The organism is Streptomyces seoulensis, assembly GCF_022846655.1.
GTDB lineage: Bacteria > Actinomycetota > Actinomycetes > Streptomycetales > Streptomycetaceae > Streptomyces.
Map to the genome: position 1 here is coordinate 2,228,369 of NZ_AP025667.1, position 17,853 is coordinate 2,246,221.

The following is a 17,853-nucleotide window of genomic DNA, read 5'->3' on the forward strand; positions in this document are numbered from 1 at the left end:
ACAGCAAGAGGCGGAACGGAAGCCGGTCCTGGAGCCGGGCGACCGTCGACCTCGCGGCTCTAGGGGATCGATGACTGAGTATGGCCGGGGCCCAGGCACCGAACCGTGGCATCCGGAGGACCCGTTGTACGGGGACGGCGGATGGGGAGGGCAGCAGGCCCACGCGGGCCAGCAGCACCCGTACGGCGGCCAGCCGCAGCATCCGCAGCACCAGCAGTACGGCAACTGGTCCCAGGACCAGCAGCCGGGCTACGGCGGCCAGCAGTACCCGCAGTACGACGGGCAGGGCCAGCAGTACTTCGATCCCCAGCAGACCGGTCAGCACCCTCAGCAGACCGGTCAGCACCCCCAGCAGCACCAGGGCGGCTGGGACGCGACGGGCACCCACGGCCACGTGCCCTATGCCGCCGACCCGGGCGACCCCTACGGGCAGCACCCCGCGGCCTACGGTGCCGAGCAGCCCGACCTCTACGGCACCGAGGACGCCTACCCGCCGCCCCAGCCCCCCGGCCACCGGCACCCGGAGTCGGAGCCGGAGCCGGAGCCGGAGGCCGGCTGGGACCCCCAGGCGGAGCCCGAGGAGCACCCCCTGCCCGCCGGGGACGACGACGCCGACCCCGAGGCCGACGGCCGGGAGCCGCGCACGGAGCGGCGCGGCAAGGGCCGCAAGCCCGTCAAGAGCAAGAAGGGGCGCACCGGCTGCGCCCTGATGGTGGTCGTCGTGGTCTTCGGCGGCGGCCTCGGCGGTGTCGCGTACTTCGGCTACCAGTTCTACAAAAATCGTTTCGCCCCGGCCCCGGACTACGCGGGCAGCGGCAACGGCGAGTCGGTGACGGTCGAGATCCCCAAGGGCGCGGGCGGCTACGACATCGGCAACAAGCTGAAGGAGGCGGGCGTCGTCGAGAGCGTGGACGCCTTCGTCTCGGCCCAGGCGGCGAACCCGAAGGCCAAGGCGCTCCAGGACGGCGTCTACATCCTCCAGAAGCACATGTCCGCCGCCAGCGCGGTGGAACTGATGCTCAGCCCGAAGAGCCGCAACAACCTGATCATCGCCGAGGGCACGCGCAACGTGGCCGTCTACGCGCTGATCGACAAGCGCCTGAAGCTGGCCAAGGGCACCACCCAGACGGTGGCCAAGAAGGAGTACAAGTCCCTCGGCCTGCCCGCCTGGGCGCTCAACCACCCCGGCTTGAAGGACCCGCTGGAAGGCTTCCTCTTCCCGTCCAGCTACGCCATCGGCAAGGACCAGAAGCCCAAGGACGTCCTGAAGGCCATGGTCGAGCGGGCCGACGAGAAGTACACCGCCCTGGGCCTGGAGCAGAAGGCGTCCGGGCTCGGCCTGGAGTCGCCCTGGCAGCTCCTCACCACGGCGAGCCTGGTCCAGGCGGAGGGCAAGACGCACGAGGACTTCCGCAAGATGGCGGAAGTCGTCTACAACCGTCTCAAGCCGGACAATACCGAGACGAATCAACTCCTCCAGTTCGACTCGACGTACAACTACCTCAAGGGCGCCAGCAACATCCACATCTCCGAGGATGAGATCAACGGCAACCGGAGCCCGTACAACACGTACACCAACAAGGGTCTGCCGCCCGGTCCGATCGGGAACCCGGGTGACGAGGCGCTCAACGCGGCCCTGGCCCCGACGGACGACGGCTGGATGTACTTCGTGGCGACGGACGGCATGAACAAGACCGAATTCGCCAAGACCTACAGCGAGTTCAAGGCGCTCAAGGACAAGTTCAATGCCAACTAGGGCAACCGCCCCCCGCCGAGCCGCCGTGCTCGGCAAGCCCATCGCCCACTCGCTCTCCCCGGTGCTGCACCGGGCGGCCTACGCCGAACTCGGGCTCGGTGACTGGTCCTACGACCGGTTCGAGGTCGACGAGGCGGGGCTGCCGGGCTTCTTCGAGGGGCTCGGGCCCGAGTGGGCCGGGCTGTCGCTCACGATGCCGCTCAAGCGGGCGGTCATGCCGCTGCTGGACGAGGTGAGCGCGACGGCCGCCTCCGTGGACGCGGTCAACACCGTGGTGTTCACCGAGGATGGGCGCAAGGTCGGCGACAACACCGACATCCCCGGCATGGTGGCCGCCCTGCGCGAGCACGGCATCGAGGAGGTGGAGTCCGCCGCGATCCTCGGCGCCGGGGCCACCGCCTCCTCCGCGCTCGCCGCGCTGTCCCGCGTCTGCGCCGGTGAGGTGGTGGTCTACGTCCGCAGCGCCGCCCGCGCCGCCGAGATGCGGGAGTGGGGCGAGCGGCTCGACGTGGAGGTCCGCACCGCCGACTGGGCCGACGCGGCCGAGGCCCTGCGGGCGCCCCTGGTGATCGCCACCACGCCCGCCGGCACCGCCGACGCCCTCGCCACCGCCGTGCCCGAGCGCCCGGCCACCCTCTTCGACGTGCTCTACGACCCCTGGCCCACCGAGCTGGCGGCCCGCTGGTCGATGTTCGGCGGGGCCGTGGTCGGCGGCCTGGACCTGCTGGTCCACCAGGCCGTGCTCCAGGTGGAGCGGATGACCGGCCGCACCCCGGCCCCGCTGGAGGCCATGCGCCAGGCGGGCGAACGGGCCCTCGCCGCCCGCTGAGCGCCCGCCGCCCGGCCCCGTACCAGGGTCCCGGTATCCGGACCGAGGCCCGGATACCGGGCACGGCGTGGGAGGATCGGAGGTGGCGGGCCGGGATCGCGCACCCGGCCGGGCCGCCGCCGCAGGCGCGGACAACGCGTGAGCGGGGCAGTGGTGGGCGCGAAAACTGAGGAGCAACGTTGAGCAGGCTGCGTTGGCTGACCGCGGGGGAGTCCCACGGTCCCGCACTCGTCGCGACGCTGGAGGGTCTTCCCGCCGGTGTGCCGATCACCACGGAGATGGTGGCGGATCATCTCGCGCGGCGGCGGCTCGGCTATGGACGCGGCGCGCGGATGAAGTTCGAGCGTGACGAGGTCACGTTCCTCGGCGGTGTGCGGCACGGGCTCACGCTCGGCTCCCCGGTGGCGGTCATGGTGGGTAACACCGAGTGGCCGAAGTGGGAGCAGGTCATGTCGGCCGACCCGGTGGACGAGGAGGTGCTGGCCGGCCTCGCGCGCAACGCCAAGCTGACCCGCCCGCGCCCCGGCCACGCGGACCTCGCCGGCATGCAGAAGTACGGCTTCGACGAGGCCCGGCCGATCCTGGAGCGGGCCTCCGCGCGGGAGACGGCGGCACGGGTCGCGCTCGGCGCGGTGGCGCGGTCGTACCTGAAGGAGACCGCCGGCATCGAGATCGTCAGCCACGTCGTGGAGCTGGCCTCGGCCAAGGCGCCGTACGGCGTCTACCCGACCCCGGCCGACGTCGAGCGGCTCGACGAGGACCCGGTGCGCTGCCTGGACGCTGACGCGTCGAAGGCGATGGTCGCCGAGATCGACCAGGCCCACAAGGACGGCGACACCCTCGGCGGCGTCGTCGAGGTGCTGGCGTACGGCGTCCCGGTCGGCCTCGGCTCGCACGTGCACTGGGACCGCAGGCTGGACGCCCGGCTCGCCGCCGCCCTCATGGGCATCCAGGCGATCAAGGGCGTCGAGGTCGGCGACGGCTTCGACCTGGCCCGGGTGCCGGGCTCGAAGGCGCACGACGAGATCCTCACCACCCCCGAGGGCATCAAGCGCGCCACCGGCCGTTCCGGCGGCACCGAGGGCGGCCTGACCACCGGTGAGCTGCTGCGGGTGCGCGCGGCGATGAAGCCGATCGCCACCGTGCCGCGCGCGCTGGCCACGGTCGACGTCGCCACCGGCGAGGCCGCGCAGGCCCACCACCAGCGCTCCGACGTGTGCGCGGTCCCGGCCGCGGGCATCGTGGCCGAGGCGATGGTGGCCCTGGTCCTCGCGGACGCGGTCGCGGAGAAGTTCGGCGGCGACAGCGTCGCCGAGACCCGCCGCAACGTCCGCTCCTACCTCGACAACCTGGCGATCGGATGAGCGCGATGCCCGTGGTCGTCCTGGTCGGTCCGATGGGCGTGGGCAAGTCCACCGTCGGACGGCTGCTGGCCGAGCGGCTGGGTGCGGCGTTCCGGGACACCGACGACGACATCGTGGCCGAGCAGGGCCGCACCGTCGCCGAGATCTTCGTGGACGACGGCGAGGACGCCTTCCGCGTGCTGGAGAAGCGCGCGGTGGCCGCCGCCGTCGCCGGGCACGCGGGCGTCCTCGCGCTGGGCGGCGGCGCCGTCCTCGACGCGGACACGCGGGCGCTGCTGACGGCCCAGCGGGTGGTCTACCTCTCGATGGACGTCGAGGAGGCCGTGCGCCGCACCGGGCTGAACGCCGCCCGGCCGCTGCTCGCGGTCAACCCGCGCCAGCAGTGGCGCACGCTGATGGAGGCCCGCCGCCATCTGTACGAGGAGGTCGCCACCGCCGTCGTGACGACCGACGGGCGCGGTCCCGAGGACGTCGCCCGAGCCGTCCTGGACGCACTGGAGTTGAAGGAAGCATGAGCGAGGCAGTCACCCGTATCCAGATCGCCGGGACGGAGGGCACCGAGCCCTACGAGGTGCTGGTGGGCCGGCAGTTGCTGGGCGAACTGGCCGGGCTGATCGGTCCGAAGGCCAGGCGGGTCGCCGTCATCCACCCCGAGGCCCTCGCCGAGACCGGTGACGCGCTCCGCGCCGACCTGGCCGACCAGGGCTACGAGGCGGTCGCCATCCAGGTGCCGAACGCCGAGGAGGCGAAGACCGCGGAGGTCGCCGCCTACTGCTGGAAGGCGCTCGGCCAGTCCGGTTTCACCCGCACCGACGTGGTCGTGGGCGTCGGCGGCGGCGCCACCACCGACCTCGCCGGGTTCGTCGCGGCGACCTGGCTGCGCGGGGTGCGCTGGATCGCCGTCCCGACCACCGTGCTGGCCATGGTGGACGCGGCGGTCGGCGGCAAGACGGGCATCAACACCGCCGAGGGCAAGAATCTCGTCGGCGCCTTCCACCCCCCGGCCGGCGTCCTGTGCGACCTGGCCGCGCTGGACTCCCTCCCGGTGCACGACTACGTCTCCGGGCTCGCGGAGGTCATCAAGGCCGGCTTCATCGCCGACCCGGTGATCCTCGACAGAATCGAGTCCGACCCCGAGGCCGCCCGCACCCCGGCCGGACCGCACACCGCCGAGCTGCTGGAGCGGTCGATCCGGGTCAAGGCCGACGTGGTCTCCTCGGACCTCAAGGAGTCCGGCCGCCGGGAGATCCTCAACTACGGCCACACCCTCGGCCACGCCATCGAGAAGAACGAGCGGTACAAGTGGCGGCACGGCGCCGCCGTCGCCGTCGGCATGCACTTCGCCGCCGAACTGGGCCGCCTGGCGGGCCGGTTGGACGACGCGACCGCCGACCGACACCGCGCGATCCTCGAGTCGGTCGGCCTGCCGCTGCACTACCGGTACGACCAGTGGCCCAAGCTGGTGGAGGCCATGAAGGTCGACAAGAAGTCCCGCGGAGACATGCTGCGCTTCATCGTCCTGGACGGACTCGCCCGGCCCACCGTGCTGGAGGGCCCCGACCCGGCCGTCCTGCTCGCCGCCTACGGCGAGGTCGGCCAGTAGGTCCCGTACCGCCCGGTGTGCCCGATTCCCCACGTGGAGCGGGCACTTCGCACCGCCCCCGGCCGTTTCACCAAACGACGGCCGGGGGCGGTACCGTTCGGTAGGGTGCGGGCTCCGTACCCGCCTTCCGGCGCCGAGTGCGTGTACGAGATGGAGTGGCAACGGATGCAGCACGCAGTGGGATCTCCGCTGCCGCCGCCCCACCAGCCGGGGCACGGGCCGCACACCGGCTGGGCACCGGCCGCGGGAGCGCCGCAGGGTCCTCCCGTCCCGCCACCGGGCTTCTCCGGCGCGGGACCCGTACCGCCCGCCCCGCCCACGCCGCCGGCTCCGCAGGTCCCGCCCGCGCACGTCCCGCCCGCGCACGTCCCGCCCGCGCAGGTCCCGCCCGCGCACGTCCCGCCCGCGCAGGTCCCGCCCGCGCACGTCCCGCCCGCGCAGGTCCCGCCCGCGCACGTCCCGCCCGCGCAGGTCCCGGCCCCGCAGCACCCCCTGGCGCCGCACGCGCCGGACGTCTCCGGCCATCTGACGCTGCCGCCCGGCGGTCCCGTGGGTGCCCCCGCCATGAGCGCCCCCGACCCGTCCGCCACCACGCTCGCCGTGCTGCTGATCGGACCGGCGGGCGCGGGCAAGACCAGCGTGGCCAAGTTCTGGGCCGACCACCGCCGGGTGCCCACCGCCCACATCAGCCTGGACGACGTGCGCGAGTGGGTCCGCTCCGGCTTCGCCGACCCGCAGACCGGGTGGAACGACCACTCCGAGGCCCAGTACCGCCTGGCCCGCCGCACCTGCGGCTTCGCCGCGCGCAACTTCCTGGCCAACGGGATCTCCTGCATCCTCGACGACGCGGTCTTCCCGGACCGCCCGGTCGTGGGGCTCGGCGGCTGGAAGCGCCATGTGGGCCCCGGCCTGCTCCCGGTGGTGCTCCTGCCGGGCCTGGACATCGTCCTGGAGCGCAACGCCGAGCGCTCCGGCAACCGCCGCCTCACCGACGAGGAGGTGGCCCGCATCCACGGCCGCATGGCCGGCTGGTACGGCTCCGGGCTGCCCATCATCGACAACTCCCAGCTCGACGTGGCCGGCACGGCACGGGTGCTGGACGAGGTCCTGGCCCGCGCGATCGCCAGCCCGCCGAACTGGTAGGCACCGGGCCGCCGCCCACTCGGCCCCCGCCGAACGGCACGAATCGGGCATAACTTCTACGCTCGTCTCATGTCAGAGGTGTACGCGACCCGCCGATCCCGGCTGAGGGAACGCTGTAACGCGGCCGGTACCGCGGCAGCGCTCATCTCCCGCCCCGCCAATGTGCGCTACCTGGCGGGCGCGGCGCCCCAGGGCGCCGTCCTGCTCCTCGGCAGGCACGAGGACCAGTTGGTGTGCCCCGTGCCGCCGGAGGACCGCCCCGTGGACGGGCGCCCCGACGAGGCCCTGGTGCTGCACATCCTGTCCACACCGGGGCGCGACCCGGCCGTGGCCGCCGCCGGCCTCGCCGGGAGCCAGGGCAGCGACGCCCTCGCCGTGGAGGAGCACCACCTCACCGTCGCCCGGTACCGCGCCCTCGACTCCGTCGCACCAGGACTGCGCCTGGCGGGGCTCGGCACGGCCGTGGAGCAGCTCAGGCTGGTCAAGGACGAGGAGGAGATCTCCTGTCTCCGCATCGGCGCCGAGATCGCCGACCAGGCCCTCGGCGAGCTGCTGGAGTCGATCCTGGTCGGCCGGACCGAGCGGCATCTCGCGCTGGAGCTGGAGCGCCGTCTGGTCGACCACGGCGCCGAGGGCCCCGCCTTCCCGACCTCGGTGGCCACCGGCCCCAACTCCGGCCGACCGGGCCACCGTCCCACCGACCGCCGGGTGGAGGAGGGCGATTTCCTCTCCGTCTGCCTCGGCGCCGCCTACCGCGGCTACCGCTGCGAGATCGGCCGTACCTTCGTGATCGGCACCTCGCCCGCCGAGTGGCAGATTGAGCTGTACGACCTGGTCTTCGCCGCCCAACGGGCCGGGCGCGAGGCTCTCGTGCCGGGCGCCGCCTGCCGTGACGTGGACCGCGCGGCACGCCAGGTGCTGGACTCCGCCGGATACGGTGCCGCCCTCCAGGCGGTCACCGGACACGGGGTCGGACTCGAAATCGACGAGGACCCGCAGCTCGCCCCCGCGGCCATGGGTAAACTTGACGCTTGCGTGCCGGTCACCGTCGAGCCGGGGGTCCACCTTCCGGGCCGGGGCGGAGTCCGGATCGATGACACGCTCGTCGTCCGCCCCGAGGCGGACGGCGGACCCGAGCTACTCACCATCACGACCAAGGAACTGCTCGCCCTGTAGCCAGGTGCGAGCGCCGGGGTCGTACGTCAGTCCAGGAGATTCCGCAACCGTGGCTTCCACGAACGACCTCAAGAACGGCATGGTGCTCAAGCTCGACGGGGGCCAGCTTTGGTCCGTCGTCGAGTTCCAGCACGTCAAGCCCGGTAAGGGCCCGGCCTTCGTGCGCACCAAGCTCAAGAACGTCCTCTCCGGCAAGGTGGTCGACAAGACCTTCAACGCCGGTGTCAAGGTCGAGACGGCCACCGTCGACAAGCGCGACATGCAGTACTCGTACAAGGACGGCGAGTACTTCGTCTTCATGGACATGGAGACGTACGACCAGCTCCACATCGACCCGAAGGCCGTCGGCGACGCCGCGAACTTCCTGATCGAGGGCTTCACCGCCGTCGTGGCGCAGCACGAGGGCGAGGTGCTCTTCGTCGAGCTGCCGGCCGCCGTCGAGCTGGTCATCTCGGAGACCGAGCCGGGCGTCCAGGGCGACCGCTCCACCGGTGGCACCAAGCCCGCCACGCTGGAGACGGGCCACCAGATCCAGGTCCCGCTCTTCATCACCACCGGCGAGAAGATCAAGGTCGACACTCGTACGAGCGACTACCTCGGCCGGGTGAACAGCTAACCGTGGCCGCCCGCAACACGGCCCGCAAGCGCGCCTTCCAGATCCTTTTCGAGGGTGACCAGCGCGGCACCGATGTCCTGACGGTCCTCGCCGACTGGGTCCGGCTCTCCCGGGCCGACACCCGCCAGCCCCCCGTCAGCGAGTACACGATGCAGCTCGTCGAGGGGTACGCGGAGCGCGCCCGGCGAATCGACGACCTGATCGCCCAGTACGCGGTGGGGTGGACGATCGACCGCATGCCGGTCGTCGACCGCAACCTGCTGCGCCTTGGCGCGTACGAGCTGATCTGGGAGGACGAGACCCCGGACGCGGTCGTCCTCGACGAGATGGTGCAGCTCGCCAAGGAGTTCTCCACGGACGAGTCGCCGGCGTTCGTGAACGGCCTCCTGGGCCGCTTCAAGGAGCTGAAGCCGTCCCTGCGCCGGGATGAGGCGTAGGCGGTACGACCAGACGCCGGAGGGCCCGCAGCACGCCTGCTGCGGGCCCTCCGGCGTGTCCGCCGCCCGGAAGAGACGAAAGAGCCGCCGGGGCGGCACGGAACCGTAGGGTTCCGGCCATCCCGGCGGCACGTTTCTGCTCAGGCGTGAGGCGGTCAGCCCTCGTCGTGGGCGACGGCGCGGCGCGCGTCCGCGTCCAGGACGCCCCAGCTGATGAGCTGCTCGGTGAGGACCGAGGGGGACTGGTCGTAGATGACCGCGAGGGTGCGCAGGTCGTCCTGGCGGATCGACAGCACCTTGCCGTTGTAGTCACCGCGCTGGGACTGGATCGTCGCCGCGTACCGCTGGAGGGGGCCCGCCTTCTCGGCCGGCACCGTGGCCAGCCGCTCCAGGTCCAGGACCAGCTTCGGCGGCGGCTCGGCGGCTCCGCCCGGCGTGGTGCCCGGCAGCAGCTCCTGCACCGGAACGCCGTAGAAATCGGCCAGCTCGGCAAGGCGCTGCACGGTCACGGCACGGTCGCCGCGCTCGTAGGAACCGACCACCACGGCCTTCCAGCGCCCCTGGGACTTCTCCTCGACACCGTGGAGGGAAAGGCCCTGCTGGGTGCGGATCGCCCGGAGCTTGGCCCCGAGCTGTTTGGCGTATTCGCTGGACATATAGCTCCCGGACACTGTGTAGACGCGGTCGGCAGGTGTTCCCACCGCGCGGCTGGTAACTCACTGTGAGGTTACGCAGCGTGATTCTCCTGCGTCAAGCCGAATGGTCCACACCGACGCTTCCGTGGTAGTGGCCGCCCGTTGCGCCGAGCGGGTGAACGAGCCCTCCCGGTGACCTGCTAGGGTGGATGGCGCAAATCCGACGTCCTTTAAAGTCCGTCCCGTGAGGCGGAGAAGGAGGTCCGTTTCGTATGGACTCGCACGCAAATCCGCTGACGTCCGATGCCAGGCCCGTGCTCGAAGGCCCCGACATCGCCCGCGTCCTCACCCGCATCGCCCACGAGATCGTCGAACGCGCCAAGGGCGCCGACGACGTGGTGCTCCTCGGCATCCCCACGCGAGGCGTCTTCCTCGCCCAGCGGCTCGCCGTCAAGCTGGAGCAGGTCACCGGACGGAAGATCCCGGTCGGCTCGCTCGACATCACCATGTACCGCGACGATCTGCGCATGCACCCCCCGCGCGCCCTCGCCCGCACCGACATCCCCGGTGACGGTGTGGACGGCCGCCTGGTCGTGCTCGTCGACGACGTGCTCTTCTCCGGCCGCACCATCCGCGCCGCCCTCGACGCCCTGAACGACATCGGGCGCCCCCGCGCGGTGCAGCTCGCCGTCCTCGTCGACCGCGGACACCGGGAACTGCCGATCCGCGCCGACTACGTCGGCAAGAACCTCCCCACGTCGCTGCGGGAGACGGTCAAGGTCCAGCTCGCCGAGGAGGACGGTCGGGACACCGTGCTGCTCGGTACGAAGGCTGCCGACCAGTAGCGCATCCGGGTGTCCGGCCGCTTCGGCGTGCCCTGACACAGCCCGGTCCGCCCGAAACCTCCCGTATTAACTGCCTTACGGAGCCTGACAGATGCAGCGTCATCTCATCTCGGCCGCCGACCTCACCCGCGACGACGCCGTCCTGATCCTCGACACCGCCGAGGAGATGGCCAGGGTCGCGGACCGGCCGATCAAGAAACTGCCGACCCTGCGCGGCCGCACGGTCTGCAACCTCTTCTTCGAGGACTCGACCCGGACCCGGATCTCCTTCGAGGCCGCCGAGAAGCGCCTCTCCGCCGATGTCATCAACTTCGCGGCCAAGGGCTCCAGCGTCTCCAAGGGCGAGTCGCTGAAGGACACCGCCCAGACGCTGGAGGCGATGGGCGTGGACGCCGTCGTCATCCGGCACAGCGCCTCCGGCGCCCCCTACCGCCTCGCCAACTCCGGCTGGATCGACGCCCCCGTCATCAACGCCGGCGACGGCACCCACCAGCACCCCACCCAGGCCCTGCTGGACGCCTTCACCATGCGCCGCCGCCTGATCGGTCCCGACGCCGGGCTCGGCCAGGACCTCGCGGGCAAGCGCGTCACCCTCGTCGGCGACGTGCTGCACAGCCGCGTCGCCCGCTCCAACGTGGACCTGCTGCACACCCTCGGCGCCGACGTCACCCTGGTCGCCCCGCCCACCCTGCTGCCGGTCGGCGTGGAGACCTGGCCCTGCGAGGTCTCCTACGACCTCGACTCCACCCTGCCCAAGTCCGACGCGGTGATGATGCTCCGCGTCCAGCGCGAGCGGATGAACGCCGCGTTCTTCCCCACCGAGCGCGAGTACTCCCGCCGCTACGGCCTCGACGGCGACCGCATGGCCCGGCTGCCCGAGCACGCCATCGTGATGCACCCCGGCCCGATGGTCCGCGGCATGGAGATCACCGCCGAGGTCGCCGACTCCGACCGGTGCACGGTCGTGGAGCAGGTCGCCAACGGCGTCTCCGTCCGCATGGCCGTCCTGTACCTGCTGCTCGGCGGCAACGAGCCCGCCGGCACCGCCCACCTTCGTACCGAGGAGAAGTAAGACCCATGAGCAAGATCCTGATCCGTGGTGCGAAGGTGCTCGGGGGCGAGCCGCAGGACGTCCTGATCGACGGGGAGCTGATCGAGGCGGTCGGCACCGGCCTCGCCGCCGAGGGCGCCGAGGTCGTCGAGGCCGAAGGCCGCGTGCTGCTGCCGGGCCTGGTCGACCTGCACACCCATCTGCGCGAGCCGGGCCGCGAGGACTCCGAGACCGTGCTGACCGGCACCCGCGCCGCCGCCTCCGGCGGCTTCACCGCCGTCTTCGCCATGGCCAACACCTTCCCCGTCGCCGACACCGCCGGCGTGGTCGAGCAGGTCTGGCGGCTCGGCAAGGAGTCCGGCTACTGCGACGTACGCCCCATCGGCGCCGTCACCGTCGGCCTGGAGGGCAAGAAGCTCGCCGAGCTGGGCGCCATGCACGACTCGGCCGCCGAGGTCAACGTCTTCTCCGACGACGGCAAGTGCGTGGACGACGCGGTCATCATGCGCCGCGCGCTGGAGTACGTGAAGGCGTTCGGCGGGGTCATCGCCCAGCACGCCCAGGAGCCCCGGCTCACCGAGGGCGCCCAGATGAACGAGGGTGTCGTCTCCGCCGAACTGGGGCTGGGCGGCTGGCCGGCCGTCGCCGAGGAGTCGATCATCGCGCGGGACGTGCTGCTCGCCGAGCACGTCGGCTCCCGCCTGCACATCTGCCACCTCTCCACCGCCGGCTCGGTGGAGATCATCCGCTGGGCCAAGTCCCGCGGTATCGACGTCACCGCCGAGGTGTGCCCGCACCACCTGCTCCTGACCGAGGAGATGGTGCGCACCTACAACCCGGCGTACAAGGTCAACCCGCCGCTGCGCACCGAGCGCGACGTGCGCGCCCTGCGCGAGGCGCTGGCCGACGGCACGATCGACATCGTCGCCACCGACCACGCCCCGCACCCGCACGAGGACAAGGACTGCGAGTGGGCCGCGGCGGCCATGGGCATGGTCGGCCTGGAGACCGCGCTGTCCGTGGTGCAGGAGACCATGGTCGAGACCGGCCTGCTCGACTGGGCCCAGGTCGCCGACCGGATGTCCTTCACCCCCGCCCGGATCGGCAAGGCCACCGGCCACGGCCGCCCGGTCGCGGCGGGCGAGCCCGCCAACCTCACCCTCGTGGACACGGCCTACCGTGGACAGGTGGACCCCGCGCGCTTCGCCTCGCGCAGCCGCAACACCCCCTACGAGGGCCGCGAGCTGCCGGGCCGTGTCACCCACACCTGGCTGCGGGGCAAGGCCACGCTCATGGACGGGAAGCTCACGTGACACCTGCAACTCAGCTCGCCGTATCGCTCGCCACGGGGCTGGCGGACGAGAAGAAGTCGGCCGCTGTGACCGACTGGGCCGCCCGCGCGGGCTGGCTCGTCGGACTGGCCCTCTTCGTCGCCCTCGTCTACTGGCTGATGCGCGAGGGCTGGAAGTGGCGCGGCACCCTCCAGAGCGACCTGCCCGAGCTGCCCGAGGTGCCGGAGGACCCCGGTCCGGCCATCCTGACCATGAGCGGCCGCTACCACGGCTCCACCACCGCCGGGCAGTGGCTGGACCGGATCGTGGCCCACGGCCTGGGCTCCCGCAGCCGGGCCGAGCTGACCCTCACCGACGCGGGCCTGGTGGTCGGGCGCCCCGGCGCCTCCGACTTCTTCGTCCCCGTCGAGGCGCTGCGCGGCGCCCGGCTGGACAAGGGCATCGCGGGCAAGGTCCTCACCGAGGGCGGACTGCTCGTGGTGACCTGGGCGCACGGCGAGAAGCTGATCGACTCCGGCTTCCGCTCCGACCACGCCGCCGAACACACCACCTGGGTCGAGACCCTGAACCAGATGACCAACCACACGGAAGGCGCACGATGACGACCTCCACCAGGGGAGCCGCCAGGACTCCCGCCGTACTCGTCCTGGAGGACGGCCGCACCTTCCGCGGCCGCGCCTACGGGGCCGTGGGGGAGACCTTCGGCGAGGCCGTGTTCTCCACCGGCATGACCGGCTACCAGGAGACCCTGACCGACCCCTCCTACGACCGCCAGATCGTCGTCGCCACCGCCCCGCAGATCGGCAACACCGGCTGGAACGACGAGGACGACGAGTCCGCCCGCATCTGGGTCTCCGGCTACGTCGTGCGCGACCCCGCGCGCGTGCCGTCCAACTGGCGCTCCCGGCGCTCCCTGGACGACGAGCTGACAGCCCAGGGCGTCGTCGGCATCAGCGGCATCGACACCCGCGCCCTCACCCGCCACCTGCGCGAGCGCGGCTCCATGCGCGCCGGCATCTTCTCCGGCGAGGCGCTGGCCTCCGATGCCGAGCTGGTGACCCGGGTCCAGGCCCAGCCGCACATGAAGGGCGCGAGCCTCTACGAGGAGGTCGCCACCAAGGAGGCGTACGTCGTCCCCGCGGTCGGCGAGAAGAAGTTCACCGTCGCCGCGATCGACCTCGGCATCAAGGGCATGACCCCGCAGCGGATGGCCGAGCGCGGCATAGAGGTGCACGTGCTCCCGGCGACCGCCACGGCCGAGGACGTCTACGCGGTCGCCCCCGACGGCGTGTTCTTCTCCAACGGCCCCGGCGACCCGGCCACGGCCGACGGCCCGGTGGCCCTGATGACCGCCGTGCTGGAGCGGAAGACCCCGCTGTTCGGCATCTGCTTCGGCAACCAGATCCTCGGCCGCGCGCTCGGCTTCGGCACCTACAAGCTGAAGTACGGCCACCGCGGCATCAACCAGCCGGTCCAGGACCGCACCACCGGCAAGGTCGAGGTCACCGCGCACAACCACGGCTTCGCCGTCGACGCCCCGCTCGACCGGGTCAGCGACACGAAGTTCGGCCGCGCCCAGGTCTCCCACGTCTGCCTCAACGACGACGTGGTGGAGGGTCTCCAGCTCCTCGACCAGCCGGCCTTCTCGGTCCAGTACCACCCCGAGGCGGCGGCCGGCCCGCACGACGCCGCCTACCTGTTCGACCGCTTCACGTCTTTGATGAGCACCGCCACGATGGAGGGCCAGCGTGCCTAAGCGCTCCGATATCCAGTCCGTCCTGGTCATCGGCTCGGGCCCGATCGTGATCGGTCAGGCCGCCGAGTTCGACTACTCCGGCACCCAGGCGTGCCGCGTGCTCAAGGCCGAGGGCCTGCGCGTGATCCTCGTCAACTCCAACCCGGCGACGATCATGACCGACCCGGAGATCGCCGACGCCACCTACGTCGAGCCGATCACCCCCGAGTTCGTCGAGAAGATCATCGCCAAGGAGCGCCCCGACGCCCTCCTGCCCACCCTCGGCGGCCAGACCGCGCTGAACACCGCCATCTCCCTGCACGACAGCGGTGTGCTGGAGAAGTACGGCGTCGAGCTGATCGGCGCCAAGCCCGAGGCGATCCACAAGGGCGAGGACCGCGACCTCTTCAAGGACGTCGTGGAGGAGGTCCGCAAGAAGACCGGCCACGGCGAGTCCGCCCGCTCGGTCATCTGCCACACCATGGACGACGTCCTGAAGGGCGTCGAGACGCTCGGCGGCTACCCCGTCGTCGTCCGCCCCTCCTTCACCATGGGCGGCGCGGGCTCCGGCTTCGCCCACGACGAGGACGAGCTGCGCCGCATCGCCGGCCAGGGCCTCACGCTCTCCCCGACCACCGAGGTGCTCCTGGAGGAGTCCATCCTCGGCTGGAAGGAGTACGAGCTGGAGCTGATGCGCGACAAGAACGACAACGTCGTGGTCGTCTGCTCCATCGAGAACTTCGACCCGATGGGCGTGCACACCGGCGACTCCATCACCGTCGCGCCCTCGATGACGCTCACCGACCGCGAGTACCAGCTTCTGCGCGACGTCGGCATCGCGATCATCCGCGAGGTCGGCGTGGACACCGGCGGCTGCAACATCCAGTTCGCGGTGAACCCCGAGGACGGCCGGGTCATCGTCATCGAGATGAACCCGCGCGTCTCCCGGTCCTCCGCGCTCGCCTCCAAGGCCACCGGCTTCCCGATCGCCAAGATCGCCGCCAAGCTGGCCGTCGGCTACACCCTGGACGAGATCCCGAACGACATCACGAAGGAGACCCCGGCCTCCTTCGAGCCCACGCTCGACTACGTCGTCGTCAAGGCCCCCCGGTTCGCCTTCGAGAAGTTCCCGCAGGCCGACTCCACGCTGACCACCACCATGAAGTCGGTCGGCGAGGCCATGGCCATCGGCCGCAACTTCACCGAGGCGTTCCAGAAGGCGCTGCGCTCGCTGGAGAAGAAGGGCAGCCAGTTCACCTTCGTGGGCGAGCCCGGCGACAAGACCGCCCTCCTCGAAGAGGCGGTGCGCCCCACCGACGGCCGGATCAACACCGTCATGCAGGCCATCCGCGCGGGCGCCACGCCGGAGGAGATCTTCGAGTACACGAAGATCGACCCGTGGTTCGTCGACCAGCTCTTCCTGATCAAGGAGACCGCCGACGAGCTGGCCGAGGCCCCCGAGCTGACCGCGGAGCTGCTCGCCGAGGCCAAGCGGCACGGCTTCTCCGACCTCCAGATCGGTGAGATCCGGGGCCTGCGCGAGGACGTCGTCCGCGAGGTCCGGCACGTCCTCGGCATCCGCCCGGTCTACAAGACGGTCGACACCTGCGCCGCCGAGTTCGCCGCCCAGACGCCGTACTTCTACTCCTCCTACGACGAGGAGAGCGAGGTCGCGCCGCGCGAGAAGCCCGCCGTGATCATCCTGGGCTCCGGGCCCAACCGCATCGGCCAGGGCATCGAGTTCGACTACTCCTGCGTCCACGCCTCCTTCGCGCTCTCCGACGCCGGGTACGAGACCGTGATGGTCAACTGCAACCCGGAGACCGTCTCCACCGACTACGACACCTCCGACCGGCTCTACTTCGAGCCGCTCACCCTGGAGGACGTGCTGGAGATCGTCCACGCCGAGTCCCTCGCGGGCCCGATCGCCGGCGTGATCGTGCAGCTCGGCGGCCAGACCCCGCTGGGCCTCGCCCAGGCGCTGAAGGACAACGGCGTGCCGGTCGTCGGCACCCCGCCCGAGGCCATCCACGCCGCCGAGGACCGGGGCGCCTTCGGCCGCGTCCTCGCCGAGGCCGGCCTGCCCGCGCCCAAGCACGGCACCGCCACCACCTTCGCCGAGGCCAAGGCCATCGCGGACGAGATCGGCTACCCGGTCCTCGTCCGGCCCTCCTACGTCCTCGGCGGACGCGGCATGGAGATCGTGTACGAGGAGGAGCGCCTCTCCGCGTACATCGAGGAGTCCACCGAGATCAGCCCGTCCCGGCCGGTCCTCGTGGACCGCTTCCTGGACGACGCGATCGAGATCGACGTCGACGCCCTCTACGACGGCGAGGAGCTCTACCTCGGCGGCGTCATGGAGCACATCGAGGAGGCCGGCATCCACTCCGGCGACTCGGCGTGCGCCCTGCCCCCGATCACGCTGGGCGGCTTCGACATCAAGCGGCTGCGCGCCTCCACCGAGGCCATCGCCAAGGGCGTCGGCGTGCGCGGCCTGATCAACATCCAGTTCGCCATGTCGGGCGACATCCTCTACGTCCTGGAGGCCAACCCGCGCGCCTCCCGCACGGTCCCCTTCACCTCCAAGGCGACCGCCGTCCCGCTGGCCAAGGCCGCCGCCCGCATCTCGCTCGGCGCGACCATCGCCGAGCTGCGCGCCGAGGGCCTGCTGCCCGCCACCGGCGACGGCGGCGAACTCCCGCTGGACGCGCCGATCTCCGTCAAGGAGGCCGTGATGCCCTGGTCCCGCTTCCGGGACATCCAGGGCCGCGGCGTGGACACCGTGCTCGGCCCGGAGATGCGCTCCACCGGCGAGGTCATGGGCATCGACTCCGTCTTCGGCACGGCGTACGCCAAGTCGCAGGCGGGCGCGTACGGCCCGCTGCCCACCAAGGGCCGCGCGTTCATCTCGGTCGCCAACCGCGACAAGCGCTCGATGATCTTCCCGGCCCGCGAGCTGGTCGCCCACGGCTTCGAGCTGCTGGCCACCTCCGGCACCGCCGAGGTCCTCAGGCGCAACGGCATCAACGCCACCGTCGTGCGCAAGCAGTCCGAGGGCACCGGCCCCGACGGCGAGCGGACCATCGTCCAGCTCATCCACGACGGCGAGGTCGACCTCATCGTCAACACGCCCTACGGCACCGGCGGCCGCCTCGACGGCTACGACATCCGTACGGCGGCCGTGGCCCGCTCGGTACCGTGCCTGACCACCGTCCAGGCGCTCGCCGCCGCCGTCCAGGGCATCGACGCCCTCGGCCGCGGTGACGTGGGCGTCCGCTCCCTCCAGGAGCACGCGGAACATCTGAACGCGGCCCGCGACTAGCCGCGCCGAGGGGGACACCGGAAACGGTGTCCCCCTCTTCATGAGCCAC

At 71.6% G+C, this 17,853-nt stretch carries 16 protein-coding genes; 15 read left to right on the forward strand and 1 reads right to left on the reverse strand.

All coding sequences use genetic code 11. The annotated features are described in order from the left end of the window. Nucleotides 1-70 precede the first annotated feature (70 nt). The 9 genes from mltG to nusB all read left to right on the forward strand — a co-directional run bounded on the left by mltG (nt 71) and on the right by nusB (nt 8,924). Nucleotides 71-1,756 (forward strand): endolytic transglycosylase MltG, encoded by a 1,686-nt coding sequence (gene mltG / locus HEK131_RS10280; protein WP_244334449.1) that lies wholly within the window; start codon nt 71-73, stop codon nt 1,754-1,756. After that, nucleotides 1,746-2,585 carry a shikimate dehydrogenase gene (locus HEK131_RS10285; RefSeq protein ID WP_244334450.1) on the forward strand — a complete coding sequence of 280 codons (840 nt, stop codon included), beginning with the start codon at nt 1,746-1,748 and terminating at the stop codon, nt 2,583-2,585. Before mltG ends, HEK131_RS10285 begins: the two co-directional genes overlap by 11 nt. Nucleotides 2,586-2,764: 179 nt before the next feature. Next, nucleotides 2,765-3,949, forward strand: a complete 1,185-nt coding sequence (gene aroC / locus HEK131_RS10290; protein ID WP_161150189.1) for a chorismate synthase — start codon at nt 2,765-2,767, stop codon at nt 3,947-3,949. After that, nucleotides 3,946-4,464, forward strand: a complete 519-nt coding sequence (locus tag HEK131_RS10295) for a shikimate kinase (RefSeq protein WP_217460922.1) — start codon at nt 3,946-3,948, stop codon at nt 4,462-4,464. The genes aroC and HEK131_RS10295 overlap by 4 nt, the downstream gene beginning before the upstream one ends. Then, nucleotides 4,461-5,552, forward strand: coding sequence for a 3-dehydroquinate synthase (aroB, locus tag HEK131_RS10300; protein WP_244334451.1), 1,092 nt, complete (start codon nt 4,461-4,463; stop codon nt 5,550-5,552). Before HEK131_RS10295 ends, aroB begins: the two co-directional genes overlap by 4 nt. Nucleotides 5,553-5,717: 165 nt before the next feature. After that, entirely contained in the window at nt 5,718-6,695 is a 978-nt protein-coding gene (locus HEK131_RS10305) for an AAA family ATPase (RefSeq protein WP_244334452.1), read from the forward strand. Between the two features lie 69 nt (nt 6,696-6,764). Next, nucleotides 6,765-7,871, forward strand: coding sequence for an aminopeptidase P family protein (locus HEK131_RS10310; protein WP_244334453.1), 1,107 nt, complete (start codon nt 6,765-6,767; stop codon nt 7,869-7,871). Between the two features lie 49 nt (nt 7,872-7,920). Beyond that, nucleotides 7,921-8,487, forward strand: a complete 567-nt coding sequence (gene efp, locus HEK131_RS10315; protein WP_161150184.1) for an elongation factor P — start codon at nt 7,921-7,923, stop codon at nt 8,485-8,487. Between the two features lie 2 nt (nt 8,488-8,489). Continuing rightward, nucleotides 8,490-8,924: a transcription antitermination factor NusB gene (gene nusB, locus HEK131_RS10320; protein WP_161150183.1), complete on the forward strand. Its 435-nt coding sequence runs from the start codon at nt 8,490-8,492 to the stop codon at nt 8,922-8,924. Between the two features lie 155 nt (nt 8,925-9,079). Here the strand turns inward: nusB and bldD are convergent, their stop codons facing one another. Next, on the reverse strand, nt 9,080-9,580 hold the full coding sequence (bldD, locus tag HEK131_RS10325; RefSeq protein WP_161150182.1) for a transcriptional regulator BldD: 501 nt from the start codon (nt 9,578-9,580) through the stop codon (nt 9,080-9,082). Nucleotides 9,581-9,831: 251 nt separating this feature from the next. On the opposite strand from bldD, the gene pyrR reads away from it, so the two are divergent. From pyrR to carB, 6 genes are all read left to right on the forward strand, one after another. Beyond that, complete coding sequence (gene pyrR, locus HEK131_RS10330) at nt 9,832-10,404, forward strand: bifunctional pyr operon transcriptional regulator/uracil phosphoribosyltransferase PyrR (RefSeq protein ID WP_217460926.1); 573 nt, start codon at nt 9,832-9,834, stop codon at nt 10,402-10,404. Nucleotides 10,405-10,495: 91 nt separating this feature from the next. Next, nucleotides 10,496-11,476, forward strand: coding sequence for an aspartate carbamoyltransferase catalytic subunit (locus tag HEK131_RS10335; RefSeq protein WP_161150180.1), 981 nt, complete (start codon nt 10,496-10,498; stop codon nt 11,474-11,476). A 5-nt stretch (nt 11,477-11,481) separates the two neighbouring features. After that, nucleotides 11,482-12,768, forward strand: a complete 1,287-nt coding sequence (locus tag HEK131_RS10340) for a dihydroorotase (RefSeq protein ID WP_217460927.1) — start codon at nt 11,482-11,484, stop codon at nt 12,766-12,768. Beyond that, nucleotides 12,765-13,349 carry a hypothetical protein gene (locus HEK131_RS10345; protein WP_217460928.1) on the forward strand — a complete coding sequence of 195 codons (585 nt, stop codon included), beginning with the start codon at nt 12,765-12,767 and terminating at the stop codon, nt 13,347-13,349. The genes HEK131_RS10340 and HEK131_RS10345 overlap by 4 nt, the downstream gene beginning before the upstream one ends. Beyond that, nucleotides 13,346-14,503, forward strand: a complete 1,158-nt coding sequence (gene carA / locus HEK131_RS10350) for a glutamine-hydrolyzing carbamoyl-phosphate synthase small subunit (protein WP_217460929.1) — start codon at nt 13,346-13,348, stop codon at nt 14,501-14,503. The genes HEK131_RS10345 and carA overlap by 4 nt, the downstream gene beginning before the upstream one ends. Beyond that, on the forward strand, nt 14,496-17,804 hold the full coding sequence (gene carB, locus HEK131_RS10355; RefSeq protein ID WP_244334454.1) for a carbamoyl-phosphate synthase large subunit: 3,309 nt from the start codon (nt 14,496-14,498) through the stop codon (nt 17,802-17,804). Before carA ends, carB begins: the two co-directional genes overlap by 8 nt. Nucleotides 17,805-17,853 lie beyond the last annotated feature (49 nt).

What these genes read in the sequence shown, in the direction of transcription:
- mltG (WP_244334449.1), top strand. Translation starts at nt 71, where the DNA reads ATGACTGAGTATGGCCGGGGCCCAGGCACCGAACCGTGGCATCCGGAG.
- HEK131_RS10285 (WP_244334450.1), top strand. Translation starts at nt 1,746, where the DNA reads ATGCCAACTAGGGCAACCGCCCCCCGCCGAGCCGCCGTGCTCGGCAAG.
- HEK131_RS10295 (WP_217460922.1), top strand. Translation starts at nt 3,946, where the DNA reads ATGAGCGCGATGCCCGTGGTCGTCCTGGTCGGTCCGATGGGCGTGGGC.
- aroB (WP_244334451.1), top strand. Translation starts at nt 4,461, where the DNA reads ATGAGCGAGGCAGTCACCCGTATCCAGATCGCCGGGACGGAGGGCACC.
- HEK131_RS10305 (WP_244334452.1), top strand. Translation starts at nt 5,718, where the DNA reads ATGCAGCACGCAGTGGGATCTCCGCTGCCGCCGCCCCACCAGCCGGGG.
- HEK131_RS10310 (WP_244334453.1), top strand. Translation starts at nt 6,765, where the DNA reads ATGTCAGAGGTGTACGCGACCCGCCGATCCCGGCTGAGGGAACGCTGT.
- bldD (WP_161150182.1), bottom strand. Translation starts at nt 9,580, where the DNA reads ATGTCCAGCGAATACGCCAAACAGCTCGGGGCCAAGCTCCGGGCGATC.
- pyrR (WP_217460926.1), top strand. Translation starts at nt 9,832, where the DNA reads ATGGACTCGCACGCAAATCCGCTGACGTCCGATGCCAGGCCCGTGCTC.
- HEK131_RS10335 (WP_161150180.1), top strand. Translation starts at nt 10,496, where the DNA reads ATGCAGCGTCATCTCATCTCGGCCGCCGACCTCACCCGCGACGACGCC.
- HEK131_RS10340 (WP_217460927.1), top strand. Translation starts at nt 11,482, where the DNA reads ATGAGCAAGATCCTGATCCGTGGTGCGAAGGTGCTCGGGGGCGAGCCG.
- carA (WP_217460929.1), top strand. Translation starts at nt 13,346, where the DNA reads ATGACGACCTCCACCAGGGGAGCCGCCAGGACTCCCGCCGTACTCGTC.